General features: G+C 67.8%; 19 protein-coding genes and 1 tRNA gene. 16 read left to right on the top strand and 4 right to left on the bottom strand.

The genetic code is table 11. From position 1 onward, the window contains the following. Window positions 1–131: 131 nt before the first annotated feature. The 9 genes from AB0M22_RS08470 to AB0M22_RS08430 all read left to right on the top strand — a co-directional run bounded on the left by AB0M22_RS08470 (window position 132) and on the right by AB0M22_RS08430 (window position 9,559). Window positions 132–1,649 carry an ABC transporter substrate-binding protein gene (locus tag AB0M22_RS08470; protein ID WP_364722634.1) on the top strand — a complete coding sequence of 506 codons (1,518 nt, stop codon included), beginning with the start codon at window positions 132–134 and terminating at the stop codon, window positions 1,647–1,649. Continuing rightward, the gene (locus tag AB0M22_RS08465) at window positions 1,646–2,629 is read left to right on the top strand and encodes an ABC transporter permease (protein WP_364722632.1); all 984 of its coding nucleotides are present in this window, start codon (window positions 1,646–1,648) and stop codon (window positions 2,627–2,629) included. The genes AB0M22_RS08470 and AB0M22_RS08465 overlap by 4 nt, the downstream gene beginning before the upstream one ends. Further along, entirely contained in the window at window positions 2,626–3,474 is an 849-nt protein-coding gene (locus AB0M22_RS08460; RefSeq protein WP_364722630.1) for an ABC transporter permease subunit, read from the top strand. Before AB0M22_RS08465 ends, AB0M22_RS08460 begins: the two co-directional genes overlap by 4 nt. A gap of 85 nt (window positions 3,475–3,559) precedes the next feature. Continuing rightward, window positions 3,560–5,233: an ATP-binding cassette domain-containing protein gene (locus AB0M22_RS08455; protein WP_364722628.1), complete on the top strand. Its 1,674-nt coding sequence runs from the start codon at window positions 3,560–3,562 to the stop codon at window positions 5,231–5,233. A gap of 76 nt (window positions 5,234–5,309) precedes the next feature. Further along, on the top strand, window positions 5,310–5,999 hold the full coding sequence (locus tag AB0M22_RS08450; RefSeq protein WP_364724026.1) for a lytic murein transglycosylase: 690 nt from the start codon (window positions 5,310–5,312) through the stop codon (window positions 5,997–5,999). Between the two features lie 112 nt (window positions 6,000–6,111). After that, a complete protein-coding gene (gene eno, locus AB0M22_RS08445; protein ID WP_150402143.1) occupies window positions 6,112–7,398 on the top strand; it encodes a phosphopyruvate hydratase in 1,287 nt (428 codons plus the stop codon). Window positions 7,399–7,413: 15 nt separating this feature from the next. Next, complete coding sequence (locus AB0M22_RS08440) at window positions 7,414–8,082, top strand: septum formation initiator family protein (protein WP_364722625.1); 669 nt, start codon at window positions 7,414–7,416, stop codon at window positions 8,080–8,082. After that, window positions 8,079–8,615 carry a DUF501 domain-containing protein gene (locus tag AB0M22_RS08435; RefSeq protein WP_364722623.1) on the top strand — a complete coding sequence of 179 codons (537 nt, stop codon included), beginning with the start codon at window positions 8,079–8,081 and terminating at the stop codon, window positions 8,613–8,615. The genes AB0M22_RS08440 and AB0M22_RS08435 overlap by 4 nt, the downstream gene beginning before the upstream one ends. Continuing rightward, a complete protein-coding gene (locus AB0M22_RS08430; RefSeq protein WP_364722621.1) occupies window positions 8,612–9,559 on the top strand; it encodes a Ppx/GppA phosphatase family protein in 948 nt (315 codons plus the stop codon). Before AB0M22_RS08435 ends, AB0M22_RS08430 begins: the two co-directional genes overlap by 4 nt. 4 nt (window positions 9,560–9,563) lie before the next feature. On the opposite strand, the gene AB0M22_RS08425 is transcribed toward AB0M22_RS08430, so the two are convergent. Next, on the bottom strand, window positions 9,564–10,019 hold the full coding sequence (locus tag AB0M22_RS08425) for an SRPBCC family protein (protein WP_364722619.1): 456 nt from the start codon (window positions 10,017–10,019) through the stop codon (window positions 9,564–9,566). Window positions 10,020–10,214: 195 nt separating this feature from the next. On the opposite strand from AB0M22_RS08425, the gene AB0M22_RS08420 reads away from it, so the two are divergent. The 5 genes from AB0M22_RS08420 to AB0M22_RS08400 all read left to right on the top strand — a co-directional run bounded on the left by AB0M22_RS08420 (window position 10,215) and on the right by AB0M22_RS08400 (window position 15,439). After that, window positions 10,215–11,681 (top strand): oligopeptide:H+ symporter, encoded by a 1,467-nt coding sequence (locus AB0M22_RS08420; protein WP_364722617.1) that lies wholly within the window; start codon window positions 10,215–10,217, stop codon window positions 11,679–11,681. A 55-nt stretch (window positions 11,682–11,736) separates the two neighbouring features. Next, entirely contained in the window at window positions 11,737–13,236 is a 1,500-nt protein-coding gene (locus AB0M22_RS08415; RefSeq protein ID WP_364722615.1) for an amino acid permease, read from the top strand. Between the two features lie 149 nt (window positions 13,237–13,385). Then, a complete protein-coding gene (locus AB0M22_RS08410) occupies window positions 13,386–14,303 on the top strand; it encodes a ribonuclease Z (RefSeq protein ID WP_364722613.1) in 918 nt (305 codons plus the stop codon). Between the two features lie 163 nt (window positions 14,304–14,466). After that, a tRNA-Leu gene (locus AB0M22_RS08405) sits at window positions 14,467–14,540 on the top strand. Between the two features lie 470 nt (window positions 14,541–15,010). Continuing rightward, window positions 15,011–15,439 (top strand): hypothetical protein, encoded by a 429-nt coding sequence (locus AB0M22_RS08400; protein ID WP_364722611.1) that lies wholly within the window; start codon window positions 15,011–15,013, stop codon window positions 15,437–15,439. Window positions 15,440–15,537: 98 nt separating this feature from the next. On the opposite strand, the gene AB0M22_RS08395 is transcribed toward AB0M22_RS08400, so the two are convergent. Together AB0M22_RS08395 and AB0M22_RS08390 are read right to left on the bottom strand one after the other, a co-directional pair. Continuing rightward, window positions 15,538–15,990, bottom strand: a complete 453-nt coding sequence (locus AB0M22_RS08395; protein ID WP_364722609.1) for a hypothetical protein — start codon at window positions 15,988–15,990, stop codon at window positions 15,538–15,540. 158 nt (window positions 15,991–16,148) lie between these two features. Further along, on the bottom strand, window positions 16,149–17,420 hold the full coding sequence (locus AB0M22_RS08390; RefSeq protein WP_364722606.1) for an alpha/beta hydrolase: 1,272 nt from the start codon (window positions 17,418–17,420) through the stop codon (window positions 16,149–16,151). Window positions 17,421–17,509: 89 nt separating this feature from the next. On the opposite strand from AB0M22_RS08390, the gene AB0M22_RS08385 reads away from it, so the two are divergent. Beyond that, window positions 17,510–17,965 carry a MarR family transcriptional regulator gene (locus AB0M22_RS08385; RefSeq protein WP_364722604.1) on the top strand — a complete coding sequence of 152 codons (456 nt, stop codon included), beginning with the start codon at window positions 17,510–17,512 and terminating at the stop codon, window positions 17,963–17,965. Window positions 17,966–18,037: 72 nt separating this feature from the next. Continuing rightward, window positions 18,038–18,508, top strand: a complete 471-nt coding sequence (locus AB0M22_RS08380) for an RDD family protein (protein WP_364722602.1) — start codon at window positions 18,038–18,040, stop codon at window positions 18,506–18,508. Here the strand turns inward: AB0M22_RS08380 and AB0M22_RS08375 are convergent. Beyond that, window positions 18,505–18,909 carry a hypothetical protein gene (locus AB0M22_RS08375; RefSeq protein ID WP_364722600.1) on the bottom strand — a complete coding sequence of 135 codons (405 nt, stop codon included), beginning with the start codon at window positions 18,907–18,909 and terminating at the stop codon, window positions 18,505–18,507. The two genes, AB0M22_RS08380 and AB0M22_RS08375, sit on opposite strands and share 4 nt — an antisense overlap. Window positions 18,910–18,980: the final 71 nt, after the last annotated feature.

Here is an 18,980-nt window from a genome sequence, read left to right as displayed (position 1 = left end):
GGCTTACCTAAGCGAGTCTATAAAAAATAGCAGAAACGCATAATTATAGTGAAGATCGACTTAATTGCGGCCGAGTTGCGCGCAACCGTTTAGGCTAGCCTGTCCTGATCGTCCAGGAAGAAGGCGGCGCAATGGGTTTGAATCGACGGCAGCTGTTGCAGTCGGGTCTCGGCATCGGAGCGGTGCTCGTGGTCGCCGCCTGCTCCAAGGGGACGGACTCGTCCGGGCCCGCGCAGCGTGGCGGCACACTACGGGTCGGCGCGCTGGGCACCGCGGCGCGCAGCGAACGCGATCCGCACGCCAATCTGAGCAACGACAGCGACTTCCTGATCACCTCGCTGGTCTACGACGCGCTCACCGTGCCCGGCGGTGATCCGAATGTCGCGCCACGCTTGGCCACCCGGTGGGAGCCGGACGCCGAACGCCGCCGCTGGACCTTCACCCTCGCCGACGGCGCGACCTTCCACGACGGCAGCCCGGTCACCTCCGACGACGTCGTGTGGTCGCTGCGCAGGCTGCGCACGGTCGGCGGCGCGTCGAAAATGCCTGTCGCGTTACAAGACATCACCGCGGACGGTCCGAATCGGGTGGTGCTCACCGTGCCCGAGCCGAACACCCAGCTGCCGCTGCTGGTGCGGCTGATGACCTTCACGGTCAAGAAGGACACCACCGACTTCACCAAAGCCGTTGGCACCGGGCCGTTCCGGCTCGAGTCGTACCAGGGCGGCAACGCCAGGCTGGTGCGCAACGAGCACTGGCACGGCCCGCCGCCGCTGCTCGACGCCATCGAGGTCACCATGTTCGAAAGCGTGACCGCACTGGGCAATGCCGTGCTCGGCGGGCAGATCGACCTCGCGTCCAATGTCGGCGCGATCGCCGGCCGGACCGCGGAGGGCCGCGGCGACCTGCGAGTGGTGCGCCGGGCCGACGACACCATGCTCGGCGTCGCGATGCGCGCCGCCGACGGTCCGTTCGCCGACGCCAGGGTGCGCACCGCGCTGCGGCTCGGCGTCGATCGAAACGCGCTGGTGACTCAGGTGCATTCGGGCTACGGCACGATCGCCAACGACATTCTCGGCACCGCCGATCCGATGTACGACAAGTCCATCGCGCAGCGCACCCGCGACCTCGACCGCGCGAAGAACCTGCTGCGCGAAGCCGGTTTCGACACCGGGCGGACTTATCCATTGGTGACCAAGGCGGAAGCCCCCGGCGAGGTCGAGTCGGCCAAGGTCATCGCGACCCAGCTGGCCGACATCGGGATCCGCCTCGATGTGGTCACTCAGGAATCGAACGCCTTCTACGACCAGACCTGGTTGAAGGCGCCGCTCTACACGGTCTCCTGGGGCACCAACGATTCCGCGCTGTTCTATGCGAAGAATCTGATGTCCAGCGGCTCCAACCGCAACGAAACCGCCTTCGAGGACACGGCATTCGACGCGGCCACCGCCAAAGCCCTGGCCGCACAGAACGACTCGGACTACACGCAGGCCTGCCGCGAGGTGCAGCAGATCCAGCACGATCGCGGCGGCTACCTGGTGTGGGGCATGGCCGACGGCATCGACATCGCCTCCGCCCGGGTGCACGACCTGCCCACGCTCGGCGGCTTCGCCAGGGTGCAGCTGGAACGAGCCTGGTTGGCCGGGTGATCTCGTTCGCGCGCCTGCTGGTCCGGCGCATCGCCCTGCTGATCGCCTTGCTGGCAACGGTCTTCGTGGTCGTCGACCTGCTGCCCGGCAATACGGCTCGGGCGGTGCTCGGGCGGGACGCGACGCCGGAACAGATCGCGGCCAAGGAGCGCGAACTCGGACTGGATCATTCGCTGCCGCAACGCTTCTGGGACTGGATCGCCGGGGTGCTGACCGGTGATTTCGGCCGCACGGCGCGCGGACGTTCGATCAACGACCTGCTCGCCGACAAGTTCCCGCCGACGCTGCTGCTCGGCGGGCTGGCGTTGACCCTGACCGTGGTCGCGTCGCTGCTGCTCGGGATATGGTGGGCGGCGCGACAGGGGGAGCGCGCCCGGCCAGGCGCCGCCGCGGTCCGGGGGCGGGTGGCCGCGCTCCGGCGGGGCACGGTGCGGCTGCTACAGCCCGCGACGACCATTGCCGCCGCGGTACCGGAATTCGTGGTCGCGACGCTGTTGATCCTGGTGTTCGCGCTGGCCGCCGGTTGGTTGCCCGCCGTCACCATCACCGATCGCTCCGGTTTTCCGGCGAGCCCGGACATGCTGGTGCTGCCGGTGCTCGCGCTGGCGATTCCGCAGATCGGGTGGAACACCAGGGTGGTGCGCGCCGCGATGGTGGATGCCGCGCAGGCGCCGCACGTGGAAAGCGCTGTGCTGGACGGGATCTCCACGCGTGCGGTGCAGCTGCGGCATACCTTGCCGTTCGCGCTGCCCACGATCGTGGCGAGCTTCGCGACCACCGTCGGCATGGTGCTCGGCGGATCGCTGGTGGTGGAGACCATCTTCAACTATCCGGGACTCGGAGCGCTGCTCGCCGGTTCGGTGGCGGATCGCGACGTGTCGTTGATCGCCTCGGTGGTCGCGCTGTCCGGTGCGGTCATCATGGGTGTGCTCGCCGTCGCGGATAGTATTCGCGCCTGGTCGTTGCGGGGGCGCGGATGACACGGCTACTGGAACGGCGCGACGAACACGCGGACGTGCGGCGGAATCACCGTCGGGTGCAACGCCTTCGGCTACTGACGGTGTTGCCCGCAGTCCTGGTGACTCTGCTGGCCGTCTTCGGCCCGGCGCTGGCGCCGCACGCGGCCGAGGCGCCCGTCGGTATCCCGTTCGGTCCGGCCGGGGCCGGCGCTTGGTTCGGCACCGATCGGCTGGGACGTGATGTCCTGAGCCAATTGCTGTACGGCGGTTGGGGTCTGCTCCTGCTGGCGGCGGTAATCGCGGTGGCGGTGACTGCGCTGGCCTGTGTGCTCGGCACGATCGCCGCGCTGCGACCGCGGGTCGGCAGGTTCATCGAGCTGGCCACCGACTTCGCCATGCTGCTGCCCGCCGTGCTCGGCATCCTGCTCGTCCTGACGTCGTGGCCGGACGCGGGCGCCGTCGGTCTGCTCGTCGTCGCCCTGCTCTTCGGTACCCCATACTGCGCCAGGGTTTTCGCCGCGGCCGCCGCGGGAGTCGTTGCTTCCGGTTACGTCGAGGCCGCGCAAGCCAGTGGCGAAACATTGCCGCACTTGGTCTTTCGTGAAGTGATCCCGAACCTGCGCGAGGTGATCACCGCTCAACTCGGCCTTCGTTTCGTGGCGGCAGTCTACGTGGTCAGTACCGCCTCGTTCCTGCAATTGCCGACCACGCTCGGCGCGAGCAACTGGGCGGTCATGGTGCGCGAGAACGCCTCCGGGATGCTGCTCAATCCGTGGGCGGTGCTTGCGCCCAGCCTGGCCATCGCGGTCGTCGCGGTCAGCGTGAACCTGGCCGTCACCGCGTTCGGGCGAGGGGAGCGCCCATGAGCAACCGATCGTCGGTCGCAGTCCGTGCGGTTATGGCGAAGCCGACTGCACGTCCGGCGATCATCGGCCGACGAGGAGAGTTGCGGTGAGCGACCCGGCCATCGATGTCGACGCACGAAATGATGGCGGCGCCCCGGACGCCGCGGCGAAGCCGCGTGCCGGCGATGTCTCGTCGAACAGCGCGCACAGTCGGGTGCCTGGGCAGGCGGTCGGCGCACCGGTGGTGGTCGACGAGCTGTCGGTGCGCGGTTCGTCGGGACAAGAATTGTTCGGGCCCATCAGTTTCCAGATCGCCGCGGGGGAAATCACCGCGCTGACCGGTCCTTCGGGGTCCGGCAAGACGACACTGATGCGAGCGTTGCTCGGACACCTGCCCGCGGGTGCGTCCCGGTACCGTGGCTCGGTCTCCGTCGCGGGCCACGATGTGTTCGCTCTGGATCCGGTTGCGCTACAGCGGTTCCGGCGCATGCAAGTCGCCTACGTCGGCCAAGACCCCGGGTCCGCCCTCAATCCCCTGATGCGCGTGCAGGGACTGCTGCACGAGGTCGCCCAGCACGCCGCCCGCGACACCCTCATCGACACCCTCGAACTGGTCGGCCTCTCCGCCGAGCACCTGCGCCGCCGCTCCGGCGAACTCTCCGGTGGTCAGCAGCGCCGAGTCGCCTTGGCCCGCGCCCTGATCCGCCGCACCGGAGTCCTGATCCTCGACGAGCCTCTCGCCGGTCTGCACGGCGCCCTGCGCACCGACATCGCCCGCCTCCTCACCGAGATTGCCGCTGAACGTTCGACGGCAATCTTGTTGTCCGGCCACGACACCGACACGGTGCACGCGATCGCCGACACCGTGGTCGAACTCGGCATCGGACTGGTGGCGCACGTCGGAGCCGACCTCCACGAGCATCCGACTACGGCCGCGCAGCCCATGATCGACCGCTCGTCGGGATCTGATTGGTCAGTGGGTATTCCGACGTCACCGGCAAAGGTGAGCGACGAGGTGGCCGGTCCACGCCCGGATGCATCGGCCGGAACCTCCACCCCACTCTTGCTGCGCGCCAACGGCATCGGCGCATCTATCGACGGCCGTGCAGTCCTCGCCGAGATAGACCTCGAGCTCGCACCCGCCGCGGCCCTCGCGATCGTCGGCGTATCCGGCGCGGGCAAGACGACGCTCGCCCGGGTCATCGCGGGCCTGCACCGCTCGGCAACCGGAGTGCTCGAGTTGCACGGCGCTCCGATCCCGGTAACCGGTCGCGGACGAACCAACGGCATCCAGCTGGTAAACCAGAACCCCCGATCCGCACTCAACCCACGCCGAACCGTCGCCCAAACCCTCGGCCGACCACTACGGCGCATCGGCGGCGTCCCGAGACGCCGGCTGCCCCAACAGATCAGCGACCTACTCGCCTCGGTAGAACTCGCCCCAGAACTGGCCGTCCGCTACCCCCACGAACTGTCCGGCGGTCAACGCCAACGAGTCGCCCTGGCCCGCGCCCTCGCGGCCGAACCCGCCATCCTCATCTGCGACGAGATCACCTCCGCCCTGGATCACGCCACCGCCGCATCGATCATGACTCTGCTGGATCGGATAAAGCACGAGCGCACCATGGCCCTGCTGGTGATCAGCCATGACATGCCCCTAGTGGCCGCCCACTGCCCGCGCATGGTCGTCCTGGACCACGGCCGAATCGTCGAATCCGGTGAGACGCGCGCCATACTCGCGGCACCCGCGCATACCGCGACGCGCGAGCTGCTCGGCTGACTTCACCGGGGTACTCCGCCGGACCTGGATGATAGGTGGAGTGCTCCTCAGAAAGACCGGCGCTTTGGCCGCCGTCATGGTGACCCTCGCGCTCGCCGGTTGCGGGATCGACCGCGATCTCCCGCCGATCCCCGAGGGCATTCCGCCCGGCCCGGGCACCCCGCTGCCGCTGATCGATCTGGACGGCCCCGGCCGCACGGCGATCCAATTGCGCGGCTGGGCCGAAGAACAGGCCGACCGCATGGCCATTCCCTCGGTCGCGCTGGAGGCCTACGGTTACGCGGCCGCGGTCCTCGCTCGCGCCAAGCCGGACTGCGGCATCGCTTGGACCACCATCGCGGGCATCGCCAGCGTGGAGAGCAAACACGGCTCGCACGGCGGCTCGCGGATCGACGCGGACGGCACGGTGCGCCCGCCGATCATCGGCATCCCGCTCGACGGCGCACCGGGCGTCGCCCTGGTCAAGGACACCGACGGCGGTGCGCTGGACGGCGATCCGGTCTTCGATCGAGCCATCGGCCCGCTGCAATTCATCCCGGAAACCTGGAAGCGCTGGGGCGTCGACGCCAACGGCGACGGCGTGGCCGACCCGCAGAACATCGACGACGCGGCCCTCACCGCGGCCCGCTACCTGTGTGCCAGCGGCGGCGATCTGACCTCCGAGTACGGCTGGCAGAAGGCGCTGCTCACCTATAACCAGTCCAACAGTTACCTGCTGACCGTGCGTGACCGCGCCGCCGCCTACAGCGTCGGTCGCCGGGTGTGACCTCCTCGACCGGAGTGCCGGTTACCCGCCGAGCTCGGCGGACGCTAGGCTCGCAGCGCACGGCAATTCCCGTAATACCCACCGTGCCTGCAGCCTAAGGAGTGTCGTTTTCGTGGCCATCATCGAACAGGTCGGAGCTCGCGAGATCCTGGATTCTCGCGGAAACCCCACTGTCGAGGTCGAGATCGCCCTCGACGACGGCACCCTGACCCGGGCCGCTGTGCCCTCCGGCGCGAGCACCGGCGAGCACGAGGCCGTCGAGCTGCGTGACGGCGGCGAACGCTACGGCGGCAAGGGCGTACAGAAGGCCGTCGAGGGTGTGCTCGACGAGATCGCGCCGGCCGTCATCGGCCTGGACGCGGTCGAACAGCGCACCGTCGACCAGGTGCTGCTCGACCTGGACGGCACCCCGGACAAGTCCCGCCTCGGCGCGAACGCCCTGCTCGGCGTCTCGCTCGCGGTGGCCCGCGCCGCCGCCGAGTCCTCCGGCCTGGAGCTGTTCCGCTACCTCGGTGGCCCGAACGCGCACGTGCTCCCGGTGCCGATGATGAACATCCTCAACGGTGGCGCGCACGCCGACACCAGCGTGGACGTGCAGGAATTCATGGTCGCCCCGATCGGCGCGCCCACCTTCAAGGAGGCGCTGCGCTGGGGCGCCGAGGTGTACCACGCGCTGAAGGCGGAGCTGAAGTCCAAGGGCCTGTCCACCGGTCTCGGCGACGAGGGCGGCTTCGCCCCCGACGTGGCCGGCACCCGCGAGGCGCTCGACCTGATCAGCGTGGCCATCGGCAAGACCGGCCTGAAGCTCGGCAGCGATGTCGCGCTGGCGCTCGACGTCGCGGCCACCGAGTTCTACACCACCGGTAGCGGCTACAAGTTCGAGGGCAGCGTGCGCAGCGCCGCCGAGATGACCCAGTTCTACGCCGAGCTGCTCGCCTCCTACCCGCTGGTCTCCATCGAGGACCCGCTCTCGGAGGACGACTGGGACGGCTGGGTCTCGCTCACCGACGAGATCGGCGAGAAGATCCAGATCGTCGGTGACGACCTGTTCGTCACCAACCCGGAGCGCCTGGAAGAGGGCATCGCCAAGGGCGCCGCGAACGCGCTGCTGGTGAAGGTCAACCAGATCGGCACGCTCACCGAGACGTTGGACGCCGTGGAGCTCGCGCACCGCAACGGCTACAAGACGATGATGAGCCACCGGTCCGGCGAGACCGAGGACACCACCATCGCCGACCTCGCGGTCGCGGTGGGCAGCGGCCAGATCAAGACCGGTGCGCCGGCGCGCAGCGAGCGGGTGGCGAAGTACAACCAGCTGCTGCGCATCGAGGACGCGCTCGGTGATTCCGCGCGGTACGCGGGAGATGTCGCGTTCCCGCGCTTCGCCTTCGAGGGTTAGTAAACAAGGGACGCTATGACGGAGCGACGTGCGCGTGGGACCAGTCCAGCCGGGCGTGGGGACCGCCGCACGTCGCGTTCGGCCAGTTCGCGCCCCAAGGCCGGCTCCGATACGGAGACGGCCGCCAGGCCCGCGGCGGTAAAACGCACCGCGCGCAGGCGATCTGAGGACAAGAAGGCCGGGCCGCAAAAGGTCGGCCTGCGCAGCGGCGGCCATGGCGCGGACAAGCACGACCGCACGATTCTCGGCCTGTCCACCGGCAAAGCGGTGATCCTGGCGATCGTGGTGTGCGCGCTGGCGCTTACCCTCGCCGTGCCGATGCGCACGTACTTCACCCAGCGCGCCGAGGCCGCGCAACTCGCGCAGCAGCGCCGGGATCTGGAAGCCGATCTGGCGCGGCTGCGCGATCGCCGTGCGCAGCAACAGGATCCGGCCTACATCCGCTCCGAGGCGCGCGATCGGCTGCGGCTGGTGCTGCCCGGTGAGACCCCGTACATCGTGCAGGTGCCCGGCATGGAGGCGTCCGCCCCGCCGACCGCGGTGACCAAGTCCAGGGAGCCGGACCCCTGGTACACCGAACTGTGGCACAGCATTTCCGAACCACAACCCGCCCCCGCGGCCGACCAGGCACCACCTCCCGCCCCGCCGGTCGCGCCGCCGCCAGGACCGGAAGGACCCAGGTGACCCAGCCGAACGACCAGGATCTCGCGATCATCGCCAAGCAGCTCGGCCGCGAACCGCGCGGCGTGCTCGCCGTCGCGTATCGCACCCCGGACGGGATCCCGGCCGTCGTGAAGACCGCGCCCCGCCTGCCCGACGGCACCCCGTTCCCCACCCTGTACTACCTGACCGACCCGCGGCTCACCGCCGAGGCGAGCAGGCAGGAGTCGGCCGGGGTGATGCGCGAGATGACCGAACGGCTCGGCAGCGACCAGGAATTGGCCGCCGCCTACTCGGCCGCGCACCAGAGCTACCTGGCCGAGCGCAACGAGATCGAGTCGCTCGGCACCGATTTCACCGGCGGCGGGATGCCCGAGCGGGTGAAGTGCCTGCATGTGCTGATCGCGCACGCGCTGGCCAAGGGGCCGGGCGTGAACCCGTTCGGCGACGAGGCGGTGGCGCTGGCCGCCGACAATGGGTTGCGCGGCACCGCGATTCCGGCCGACTGGCCGAAGTACGAGCGGGTCGGCGTGCCGGAAAACGGAGCACAGGCATGAACAACCGGGTAGCCGCCGTCGATTGCGGGACCAACTCCATCCGACTATTGATCGCCGACGTGCTCGACGACGGCACCCTGGCCGATGTGCACCGCGAGATGCGGATCGTGCGGCTCGGCAAGGGCGTCGACGCGACCGGATCGCTGGCGCCCGACGCGATCGAACGCACCCGGGTCGCGCTCGCCGATTACGTTGCGCTGATGCGGGATTCGGAGGTCGGCCGGGTGCGCATGACCGCCACCTCCGCCACCCGCGACGCGGCCAACCGCGAGGACTTCTTCGCCATGGCCCGCGCCGAACTCGGCACCGTGGTGCCCGGCGCCGAGGCCGAGGTGATCAGCGGCGACGAAGAGGCGCGGCTGTCGTTCGCCGGCGCCATCGGCGAATTGTCCAGCGAGGCAGGCCCGTTCGTCGTGGTCGACCTCGGCGGCGGCTCGACCGAACTCGTCTTCGGCGACAGCGCGGGTGTGCAGGCCGCGTTCTCCGCCGACATCGGCTGCGTCCGGATCACCGAACGCTGCCTGCCCGGCAACCCGCCGACCGCCGAACAGGTCGGCGCGGCAAGGGAATTCGCCGCCGAGCGACTGGCCGAGGCGTTCGCCCGGGTGCCCGTCGAGGGCGCGCACACCTGGGTCGGCGTCGCGGGCACCATGACCACCCTGGCCGCCGTCGCCCTCGACCTGCCCGAATACGACTCGGCGAAGGTCCATCTCACCCGGCTCGGCCTGGATCAGCTGCGCGCGGTGTGCGATCGGCTGATCGGCATGACCCACGACGAGCGGGCCGCGCTCGGCCCCATGCATCCCGGCCGGGTCGACGTGATCGGCGGCGGCGGCGTCATCGCCGAGGTCTTGGCCGACGAACTCGCCCGCCGCGCAGGCATTTCCGAGCTCGTCGTCTCCGAACACGACATCCTCGACGGCATCGCCCTCTCCATCGCCTGATCGCCTAGTCGGACTTGCCTTCGCGGGCCCGGCCGGTGACCAGATCGGCCAGCCGGGACAGTGATTCCTTGTTGCGCGGGGCCAGCACCTGCGTCTGAATCAGGTCGGGTACCAGGGCCGCCGGCCCGCTGATCGCGCGTTCGAACATGCTGATCCGGGTGGTCGCTGCGGTGATCCCGGTCAGCTCCAACCGGATCCACGCCGAGCCGACCGGCCACAGCCGCGCCTCCAGCTCGATCATCCGCGGCGGGTCCACCTCGCGGACCTTGGTGGTGTCGGACAGATTCAACGGCCACGGGCCGACGCTGTGATGGATGCGGGTGCCGACTGCGGGCCAGCCCGCGTCGACATCGCGGATGTGCGAGGCGCCGACCACCCAGAGCGGATACAGCCAGCCGTCGGCCAGCACCGCGAACGTGTCCTCGACCGAGGCGGGCACCGTGATTTCGATCGGATCCATCCGTGCGTCACTTTCGTCGTCTGCCGAGGCCGTCGCGGCCGGGACCGCACTGCTCCTCGGATGCCCAACAAGGGCCTGAGGAAACGCTCCGATATGCAGTCTGGCACGATCCGCAACCGGGCGCGATGCTGCGATGATCTTCGAGATTTCGGCGTTGATGCCGAAGAATCGTCGCAAACATGGGAAGGTCTGAGGATGTCGGAAGCGAAAACGGCTGATTCACCGATTGCCGAACGGACCATCTTCGGCCACCCGATCGGCCTGACCAACCTCTTCGGAGTAGAGCTGTGGGAACGGTTCTCGTACTACGGCATGGTCAGCATCCTCGGGTACTACCTGTACTACTCGGCCACCGACGGCGGCCTCGGGCTGGATCAGAGCACCGCGTTCGGCATCGTCGGCGCCTACGGCGGGTTGGTCTATCTGTCCACGGTGCTCGGCGGGTGGGTCGCGGACCGGCTGCTCGGCATGGAACGGACCGTTTTCTACGGCGGCGTGGTGGTGGTGGCCGGGCATGTCGCGCTGGCCGTGCTGCCCGGCCTGACCGGGGTCGGCGTCGGCCTGGTGCTGGTCGCGCTCGGTAGCGGCGCGCTCAAGGCGAACGCCTCCTCGCTGCTCGGCACGCTTTATCCGAAGGGCGACGCGCGCGCCGACGGCGGATTCACCCTCTTCTACCTCGGCATCAACCTCGGCGCGTTCAGCGGCCCGCTGCTCACCGGCCTGCTGCACGACCACCTCGGCTTCCACTACGCGTTCGGCGCCGCCGCGATCGGCATGGCGCTTGGCCTGATCCAGTACGTCGTGTTCCGGCGGAACCTCGGCACGCACGGCCGGGAGGTGCCGAACCCGTTGCCGCGTACCGCGATCGGCCCGCTGCTCGGCCTGCTCGCCATCGCGGCGGTGGTGGTCGCCGTGGCGTTCCTGACCGGCCTCGTGACGCTGGACAACCTGCCCGACGTGACCACCGGCGTCATCGCCGTCGCGGCGGCGATCTATTTCGTCGTCATGCTGACCAGCGCCAAGGTGACGCCGCTCGAGCGCAGCCGGGTGCGCGCGTTCATCCCGCTGTTCATCGCCAACGCGGTGTTCTGGTCGTTGTTCCAGCAGATCTTCACGGTGCTCTCGGGCTATTCCGACAACCGGATCGACTGGCGCCTGTTCGGCTGGACCGCGCCGTCGAATTGGATCAGCTCGGTCGAGCCGGTCTGGATCATCACGCTGTCACCGCTGTTCGCGCTCATGTGGACCAAGCTCGGCTCGCGCGCGCCGAGCACGCCGCGCAAATTCGCGCTGGGCGTGATCGGCATGGGACTCGCCTTCATGCTGTTCGTGCCGCTGTCGTTCATCAACGGCCAGCATGTGCCCATCCTGCTCATCGTCGCCGTCATGGCCGGGTTCGCGGTGTCGGAGTTGCTGCTCTCGCCCATCGGTCTTGCGGTCACCACCCAGCTCGCGCCGGAAGCTTTCCGGGCACAGATGATGGCGCTGTACTTTTTCTCGGTTGGCATCGGCACTTCGATGTCGGGTACTTTGGCTCGGTTCTATGACCAAGACCACGAAGTCGCCTACTTCGGCATCACCGGCGCCGTCGCGGTCTGCGCCGGATTGATCGTGGCCGCTATCGCGCCGCGGATCAGCAACTACATGGCGGGCGTGCATTAGCCTGCCCCCGGGCCATAGACAGCTCGACAGCACGATCAGAGGTAGAGGAGAAGGTGTGGCGATCCGCAAGCCGGACGGCGCGACGGGACAGGACCCGGCTCGATGGGGCGGGTTGTTCCGCACCAAATCCGTCGAGCAGTCGATCAAGGACACCGACGAGCCGGACTCCAAACTCCGCAAGGACCTGACCGCGTGGGACCTCACCGTCTTCGGCGTCGCGGTGGTGATCGGCGCGGGCATCTTCACCCTCACCGCGCGCACCGCGGGCAATGTCGCCGGGCCGTCGGTCTCGCTTGCCTTCGTCTTCGCCGCGATCGCCTGCGGGCTGACCGCCCTCTGTTACGCGGAATTCGCCTCCACCGTCCCGGTCGCGGGCAGCGCGTACACGTTCTCCTACGCCACCTTCGGTGAACTCGTCGCGTGGATCATCGGCTGGGACCTGATCCTGGAATTCGCGCTCGCCACCTCGGTGGTGGCCAAGGGCTGGTCGCAGTACCTCGGCGAGGTGATGGGCACGACGCCGATCGTGCACATCGGCTCGGTGTCCTTCGACTGGGGCGCGGTGCTGCTGATCGCGGTGCTCGCCGTGCTGCTGGCCACCGGGACCAAGGTGTCCTCGCGGGTGTCGGCGGTCGCGGTCGCGATCAAGCTGGCCGTGATCGCGCTGGTGCTGATCGTCGGCATCACCTACTTCAAGTCGGAGAACCTGACCCCGTATATTCCGCCGTCGCAGCCCGGCGAATCGGGCGACGGCCTGCGCCAGTCGCTGTTCTCCTTCCTGACCGGCGCCGGGCACAGCAGCTTCGGCTGGTACGGCCTGCTGGCCGCGGCCAGCCTGGTGTTCTTCGCGTTCATCGGCTTCGACGTGGTGGCGACCACCGCCGAGGAGACCAAGAACCCGCAGAAGGCGGTGCCGCGCGGCATCCTCGGCTCGCTGCTGATCGTCACCATCCTGTATGTCGCGGTGTCGCTGGTGCTCACCGGCATGGTGCCCTACACCGAGCTGGCCGGCGACAATGCCACGCTCGCAACGGCTTTCGCGATCCACGGCGATACCTGGGTGAAGAACATCATCTCGATCGGCGCGCTCGCCGGGCTCACCACCGTCGTCATGGTGATGTTCCTCGGCCAGACCCGGGTGCTGTTCGCCATGTCGCGCGACGGACTGATGCCGCGAAAGCTGGCGCACACCAGCAAGTTCGGCACGCCGGTGCGGATCACCGCGATCGTCGGGGTGGTCTGCGCGGTGCTGGCCGGCTTCGTCGACTTCGGCACGCTCGAGGAAATGGTCAATATCGGCACGCTGTTCGCGTTCGTGCTGGTCTCGGTCGGCGTGCTCATCCTGCGCCGCACCCGGCCGGACCTGCCGCGTGGTTTCCGCGTTCCGCTGGTGCCGGTGGTGCCGATTCTCGGTGTGCTCGCCTGCCTCTGGCTGATGCTGAACCTGTCGGTCGAGACGTGGCTGCGGTTCATCGTCTGGATGGCGCTCGGTTTCGTCATCTACTTCGCCTACAGCCGGCGCCACTCGGTGCTGCGCAACACTCCCGCCGAATAAGTGGGCGAGTGGCACATGGTCTGCGCGAAGCCCGCACTGTGGTGTGCCACGCACGCATTGCCCGATCGCCGAAGCGCGCGCTCGACACCACATCGAGGGCGCGCTTCGGGCGTCGGGTGGGGAAGTGGCGCGAGAGTAGCGTGGCGCTAGTGTCGCAGCGGGAGCTCGTTGTCCTCGGGACTGCCAGTCAGGTACCCACCAAGCAGCGCAATCACAATGGGTATCTGCTGCGCTGGGATGCGGAAGGGGTGCTGTTCGATCCGGGGGAGGGGACGCAGCGGCAGATGACGCATGCCGGGGTGTCGGCCACCGACATCACCCGGATCGCGATCACGCATTTCCACGGCGATCACAGCCTCGGGCTGGCCGGCGTGGTGCAGCGGATCAATCTCGATCAGGTGCCGCATGCGGTCGACGTGTGCTTTCCCGCGTCGGGCGCCGAGTATTACGACCGGCTCGTCAATGCCACGTCCTATTACCGGCGCGCCGAATTGCGTCCCCGCGCCATTGCTCGACCGGGTCCGGTGGAGTTTCCCGGCGCGCCGTTCGAGGTGTCGGCCGTTGCGCTCTCCCACCCCGTCGACACCTTCGGCTACCGGCTGACCGAACCCGCAGGCCGGCGCATCCTGCCCGACCGCCTGCGGTCCTTCGGGCTGAGCGGACCGGCCATCAGCCGACTGCAGCACGAGGGCCGGATCGAGATCTCGGGACGCACAGTAACTCTCGAAGAGGTCAGCGAACCGCGCCCCGGACAGAGCTTCGCCTTCGTGATGGACACCCGCCTCTGCGACGGCGTGCACGAACTCGCCGCCGACACCGACATGCTCGTCATCGAGGCCACCTTCCTCGACGCCGATGCGCACCTCGCGGCCGAATACGGCCACCTCACCGCGGGTCAAGCCGCCCGCGTCGCCGCCGACGCGCACGCCCGCACCCTCGTTCTCACCCACTTCTCCCAGCGCTACCGCGACCTCTCCGCGCACCTCGCCGAGGCCCGCGAACACTTCACCGGCGCCATCCACATCGCCACCGACCTCGACCGAATCCCGCTGCCGCCCAGGCGATAACCGGCACCGAACCAGACACGACCGCCCCCGCCCCACAGCACCCCGCTCGATCACGCCGCTTTGGTCAACTGCCCGACATTTTCCAGGAGGACGCCGACACGTTGCACAGCTTGAACAGTCGGAATTCCGGTACACCCGTACGACTCGGTACGCTGTCCCGGACGCCCCCATAGCCCAATTGGCAGAGGCAGTGGACTTAAAATCCATCGAGTGTCGGTTCGAGTCCGACTGGGGGCACGCACAGCATCGAGACAAGGGCCACGACCTGCGGCCTGAACAGGGGATTCTTGCGTAGCGGCCAGGGCGCCGCCGATCGATGTCGCCGCGTGTGCGACCCGGGGCGGTTGGTCGGTCGGGATTCGATCGTGTTCGTGACATGACTGCCCTCGTCGTGCGAGTGCACCGGCGATGGCCGTCGCAGACCTTCAGGATGGGTCGCCGTCTCTTGCCTGCCGCAGGACCGAGCTCTACCGTCCACAGACCGTTGTAGCCGATCCGGGCGCTTCTCCGACCCGATAAAGATCAGTGTGGCGGATCCTTGAGCAACTTGCGCCGGGCTAGGCTCGCAATGACGATGCGCGTAATGGTCGCACCAATCCGATAGATGATCGGCTCCGAATTCACTATCGTGACGCCGGGTTCACGCCGATAGCCCCATGTTGACGACCTGAGTGCGACACATTCGTAGTCCGAAAAGAACTGGAGGCATGATGAAGTACCTGCTTGTCGTCGCACCGATGCTGGCCCTCACTGCAATATGCCTCACCGAAGTCGCGGCATCAGCTGCTCCTGGCGGTGTGATCACCATCGATTCGGCGCATCTGACCGGCAAGGCAAAAGGGAAGAAGGATGGAGCTTCGAACCAAGCGGAGTTTACGGTCACCTACACATGCACTTCCTCGTCTCCGGTAAATATCGACGTGAGCATGAAGGGAGGGCCTCACGGAAATACAGAAGCGAAATGCGACGGCGATTCGCATACAGTTACTTTCCCCAGCAAGGTACGTCCTGGTGAGCCGACTATCACCTGCCCGACGAATTACTCTGTGAATGCTAGCTTTACCGACGAAGACGACGTAGACCTTGAAGATGGGTTCGGCCATGAGTACCGGCAGATGTTGGTTCGATGCGCCTGAGTTTCGCCTGAGGCGTTTATCCGGGTGCTCGTTGACACCGCAGACCGGGTGTCGCCCAGCATGGAGCCGAGGGCGGCACGCCGGTCTGCGGTGGGCAATCAGGGCAGTACGACGCAGGCCGGGCCGAGGCTGATGCCGGTGCCGATGTTCATCGCGTTGCGCGGGCTGTAGATATCGAAGTCCTCGTCGTCCCGCAGCTCGAGCACCACGATCTTGTGCGGGCCCTTCCGATCCGGGGTCCATGTGGTGCGCGCCGCTCCGGACGCATCCGCGACCAGTTCATACGGCTGGAATTGCTTGTAGTCCGCGGTCTTCGGGTCGTCGCCGATCTGATCGAGCACGACCACGGTCTTGCCGGGGTCGGTGTTCACGGTGACCTTGTAGGAGCAGCCGGTACCGCGAGCATCGGCCGAGCTGCCGAAGCTCTGCCCCTGCTCGACCCGGACGCTCGAGACGGTTGCCCCCGCCTGCGGCGCGGCGAACGCGACCGCCGCAGCCAGCGCACTGAGTGCCGCCACGGTGGTGGCAGCTGCTCTGTTTGATTTACGCACGTTGAAATACTCTCTCTAGCAATGGATTCCCCCGTTTGGAGTCGATTCGAACTATACAGGTGACCGGCAGTATCCGGACCCTCCTTTTTCGCTAGCCCACCAGCGGCGTTCTCGAGCAACGCCGCACAGCGCTGCTGCGCATTCCACACCTGCGGCGGTCAACTCCGAGCCCGCTGGTCGGTGCGCTGCTGGGCGATTGCGGTGGGAACGGCACCCGACCACCATTGGGGATCTGCGGTGCCGTCCGTGATCCGGCCGTCGCTGTGCACGTAGTGCCGCACGTCTCGTCCCGGGTCGGCGAATTCGCCGGACAGCGCCCGTTCGAGCCATTCCGCGCCGAAGCGGAATACCTCGGCCGCGACGCCACCGAGCGGATGGAACTCGCCCTCGTAGACGCGAATCTCCTTGGGCGCGCGCACGAGTTCGTAGTTGGCGAGGGCCTGCTCCAGCGGGGTCAGCTCGTCGAATTCGCCGATGCCGTACAGCACCGGGCAGGTGATGTCACCGACCAGATCACCCAGCGGCATGCGGGCCGTCAGCTCCCGGTCGAACGCGGCCTCGTCGGCATAGCCGGCCATGTACATGTAGTTGTGCTTGAAGGTCGGCTGGGCACGCTCGAAGATGGTGTGGAAGTCGCCGGTGGGCGCCTCGAAGGCGGCCAGCGCCGCCAGCCGTGGATCGGTGGCGGCCGCGCGCGAACCCCAGTAGCCGCTCATGCTGATTCCGAACATGCCGATCCGCTGCGGATCCACTTCGGGCAGTTCGGCCAGGTAATCGAGGTAACGACGCACGGCGCGTTCGTAATTCGTCAGATCGACGGTCAGCCCGTTGGCTCGGGTCTCGCCTTGCCCGGGGCCCTCGATCGACAGCGCGACCACGCCTCGCGAGGTGTAGTACCGCTCGGCGGCGTAGAGGTAGTCCTCCTTGATCATGTCCATGCCCGGACCGAGGATCACCGCCGGCGCGTTGCGCACCGGGCCCGGCGGTAGGTGTAGCAAGGCGAAGATCTGCCGGCCCTCGAAGTCGAGCGCCACCCGCCGGACCAGTCCGCCGCGCAACTCGCTCAGCCGCTCGACGCAGTGATTGGTGCGTTCCCGCAGGGCGAGTTTGCGCGGGTCGGCGGCATCGAATATCGAGTACTGCGCCCGGCCCCACATCACCGCGGCGCGCAGGTAGAGATCGGCGGCGGTGCGCGCGAAGCCGTTTCGCTCGTGATGGGCGGCACGCTGCTCGGCTTGGGCGGCGACGGTGGCCCAGGCCTTCGGCAGCATCGCCCCGCTCTGCACCAGCGCGAAGACCTTGTCGAAGTCGGTGTGGTCGTGGCCGAGCTGTTCCATGGTGCCCTTGGCCTGGGGATGCAGGGCGTCGAATCCACCCAGGGCGAGGGCGATATCCAGTGCCCAGCTCTGGCCCGCGGCGCGTGTGGTCATGTCGGGATCCTTCCTCCGATTTACCTAAGTACTTATTCATTAAGTACTTAGGTTATGCTGATGTCAACCCCTGTGACAGGAGACGCATCGTGCCCGAACAGTCCGACCCGGCCCGCGCGGCGGCCTTGGACCAGCTCGCTCGCGTGACTTACCGGCTCAGCGCGGCAGACTCCCGTCTGCGCGGGCGCGCGACCAGGTCACCGGAGGCGCTGTCCCTTACCCACGCTCGCGCCTTGCGCGTGCTTTCCGAACAGGGACCCTCCACCATCAGCCAATTGGCCGCCGGTACCGAAACAACCGGCGCCGCAACGACTCAACTGATCAACGGCCTCGTCGCCACGGGCTACGTCACCCGGGAACGAGTCTCGGGCGACAAGCGCTCGGTGCTGGTCTCACTCACCGACGCCGGACGCGTCCGCAACCGCGAACGCATGGCAGCGATGTCCGCTGCCCTGCAAGCGGAACTCGCGGACCAGGACATCACGGCGCTGCTCTCCGCTACCGCGATCCTCGACCGTTTGATCGCGGTCTTCGACCGACTGTGACGGCAAACAGGAAGATGACCCCCTATTTTTCGGTGCTGGGCAGGCAAGGCGGCGATGTGCACAATGTGGTCCGTGAGCGCACCTTACGTCGATCCCGCCGCCGCTACCTCGGGCCGTAACCGGCAACCGCGCGCGGAGCGCGTGTGGGTGCCGGAAGAAGCGGGGGAGAACCGGCTCGCCCTGGCCGCGATGACGGATGGGCTGCTGGCGTTCTTCATCGCACTCGCGTTGGCGGTGCGGGTTTTTCACGCTGAGGCCGGGATCGCCGAGTTCGCGCCGGTGTTCCTGCCCTGCCTGTTCGCGGTGTCGTTCGTCAACCATGTGTTCGGCACGCTGATCTTCCGTGGCAGCGCGGCCAAACTGCTGTTCGGCATGCGGGTACTGCGCTGGAAGGACGGCCGCCGCCCGCGCGTGTGGCAGACGCTGGGCAGGTGGTTGTTCGGCTACGTGGTGATCGTGTTCCAGTTCCTGCTGGAAGGTGCGAGCGTCGGGCAGGCGTGCGGCCTGCGCACTGTGCGCAGGCGCGCACTCCGTCCGTTCTAGCCGAGGGTGACGGTGCCGAATCGGCCCGCGCCCGGCACGCTGTCGCCGAGTCCGTCGACCAGATCCGTGGCGATCTTCGCGGTGTCCCCGTGGTTGAACGCGCCGGCACTCGGGCGCACCGGCACGCTGACCGTGTGACTCTGCGAGTTGCAGGTCGGCTCGACGAAACCAGCGCCGAGTCCACCCGAGGTCTTGTCCTCGATCACCGCCGTCAACCGCCGAGCATCGCTCGACGGATCACAACTGTAGGTAACCGAAACCGTTGCGCCACCCCCACCGACAGCCGTAGCACCGTTGATCGTGGTCGACGTCGCCGCGCTGGCCACCCCGGTGAAAAGCAAGGTAGACGAAGCCGCCACCGCCGTGCACAGGACAGCGCGACTGACGAGCCTGAAGCCCATTTTCGTTCTCCTAAACCGGATTCCCCCATGGAATCCCCCACCCCCATGATCATCCCGCCGAATGAACACCA

The sequence above is a fragment of the Nocardia sp. NPDC051756 genome, assembly GCF_040681495.1.
In the GTDB taxonomy this organism is placed as follows: Bacteria; Actinomycetota; Actinomycetes; order Mycobacteriales; family Mycobacteriaceae; genus Nocardia.
Note: the sequence above shows the minus strand (reverse complement) of the source record. Positions and strands in the feature narration are given on the sequence as shown.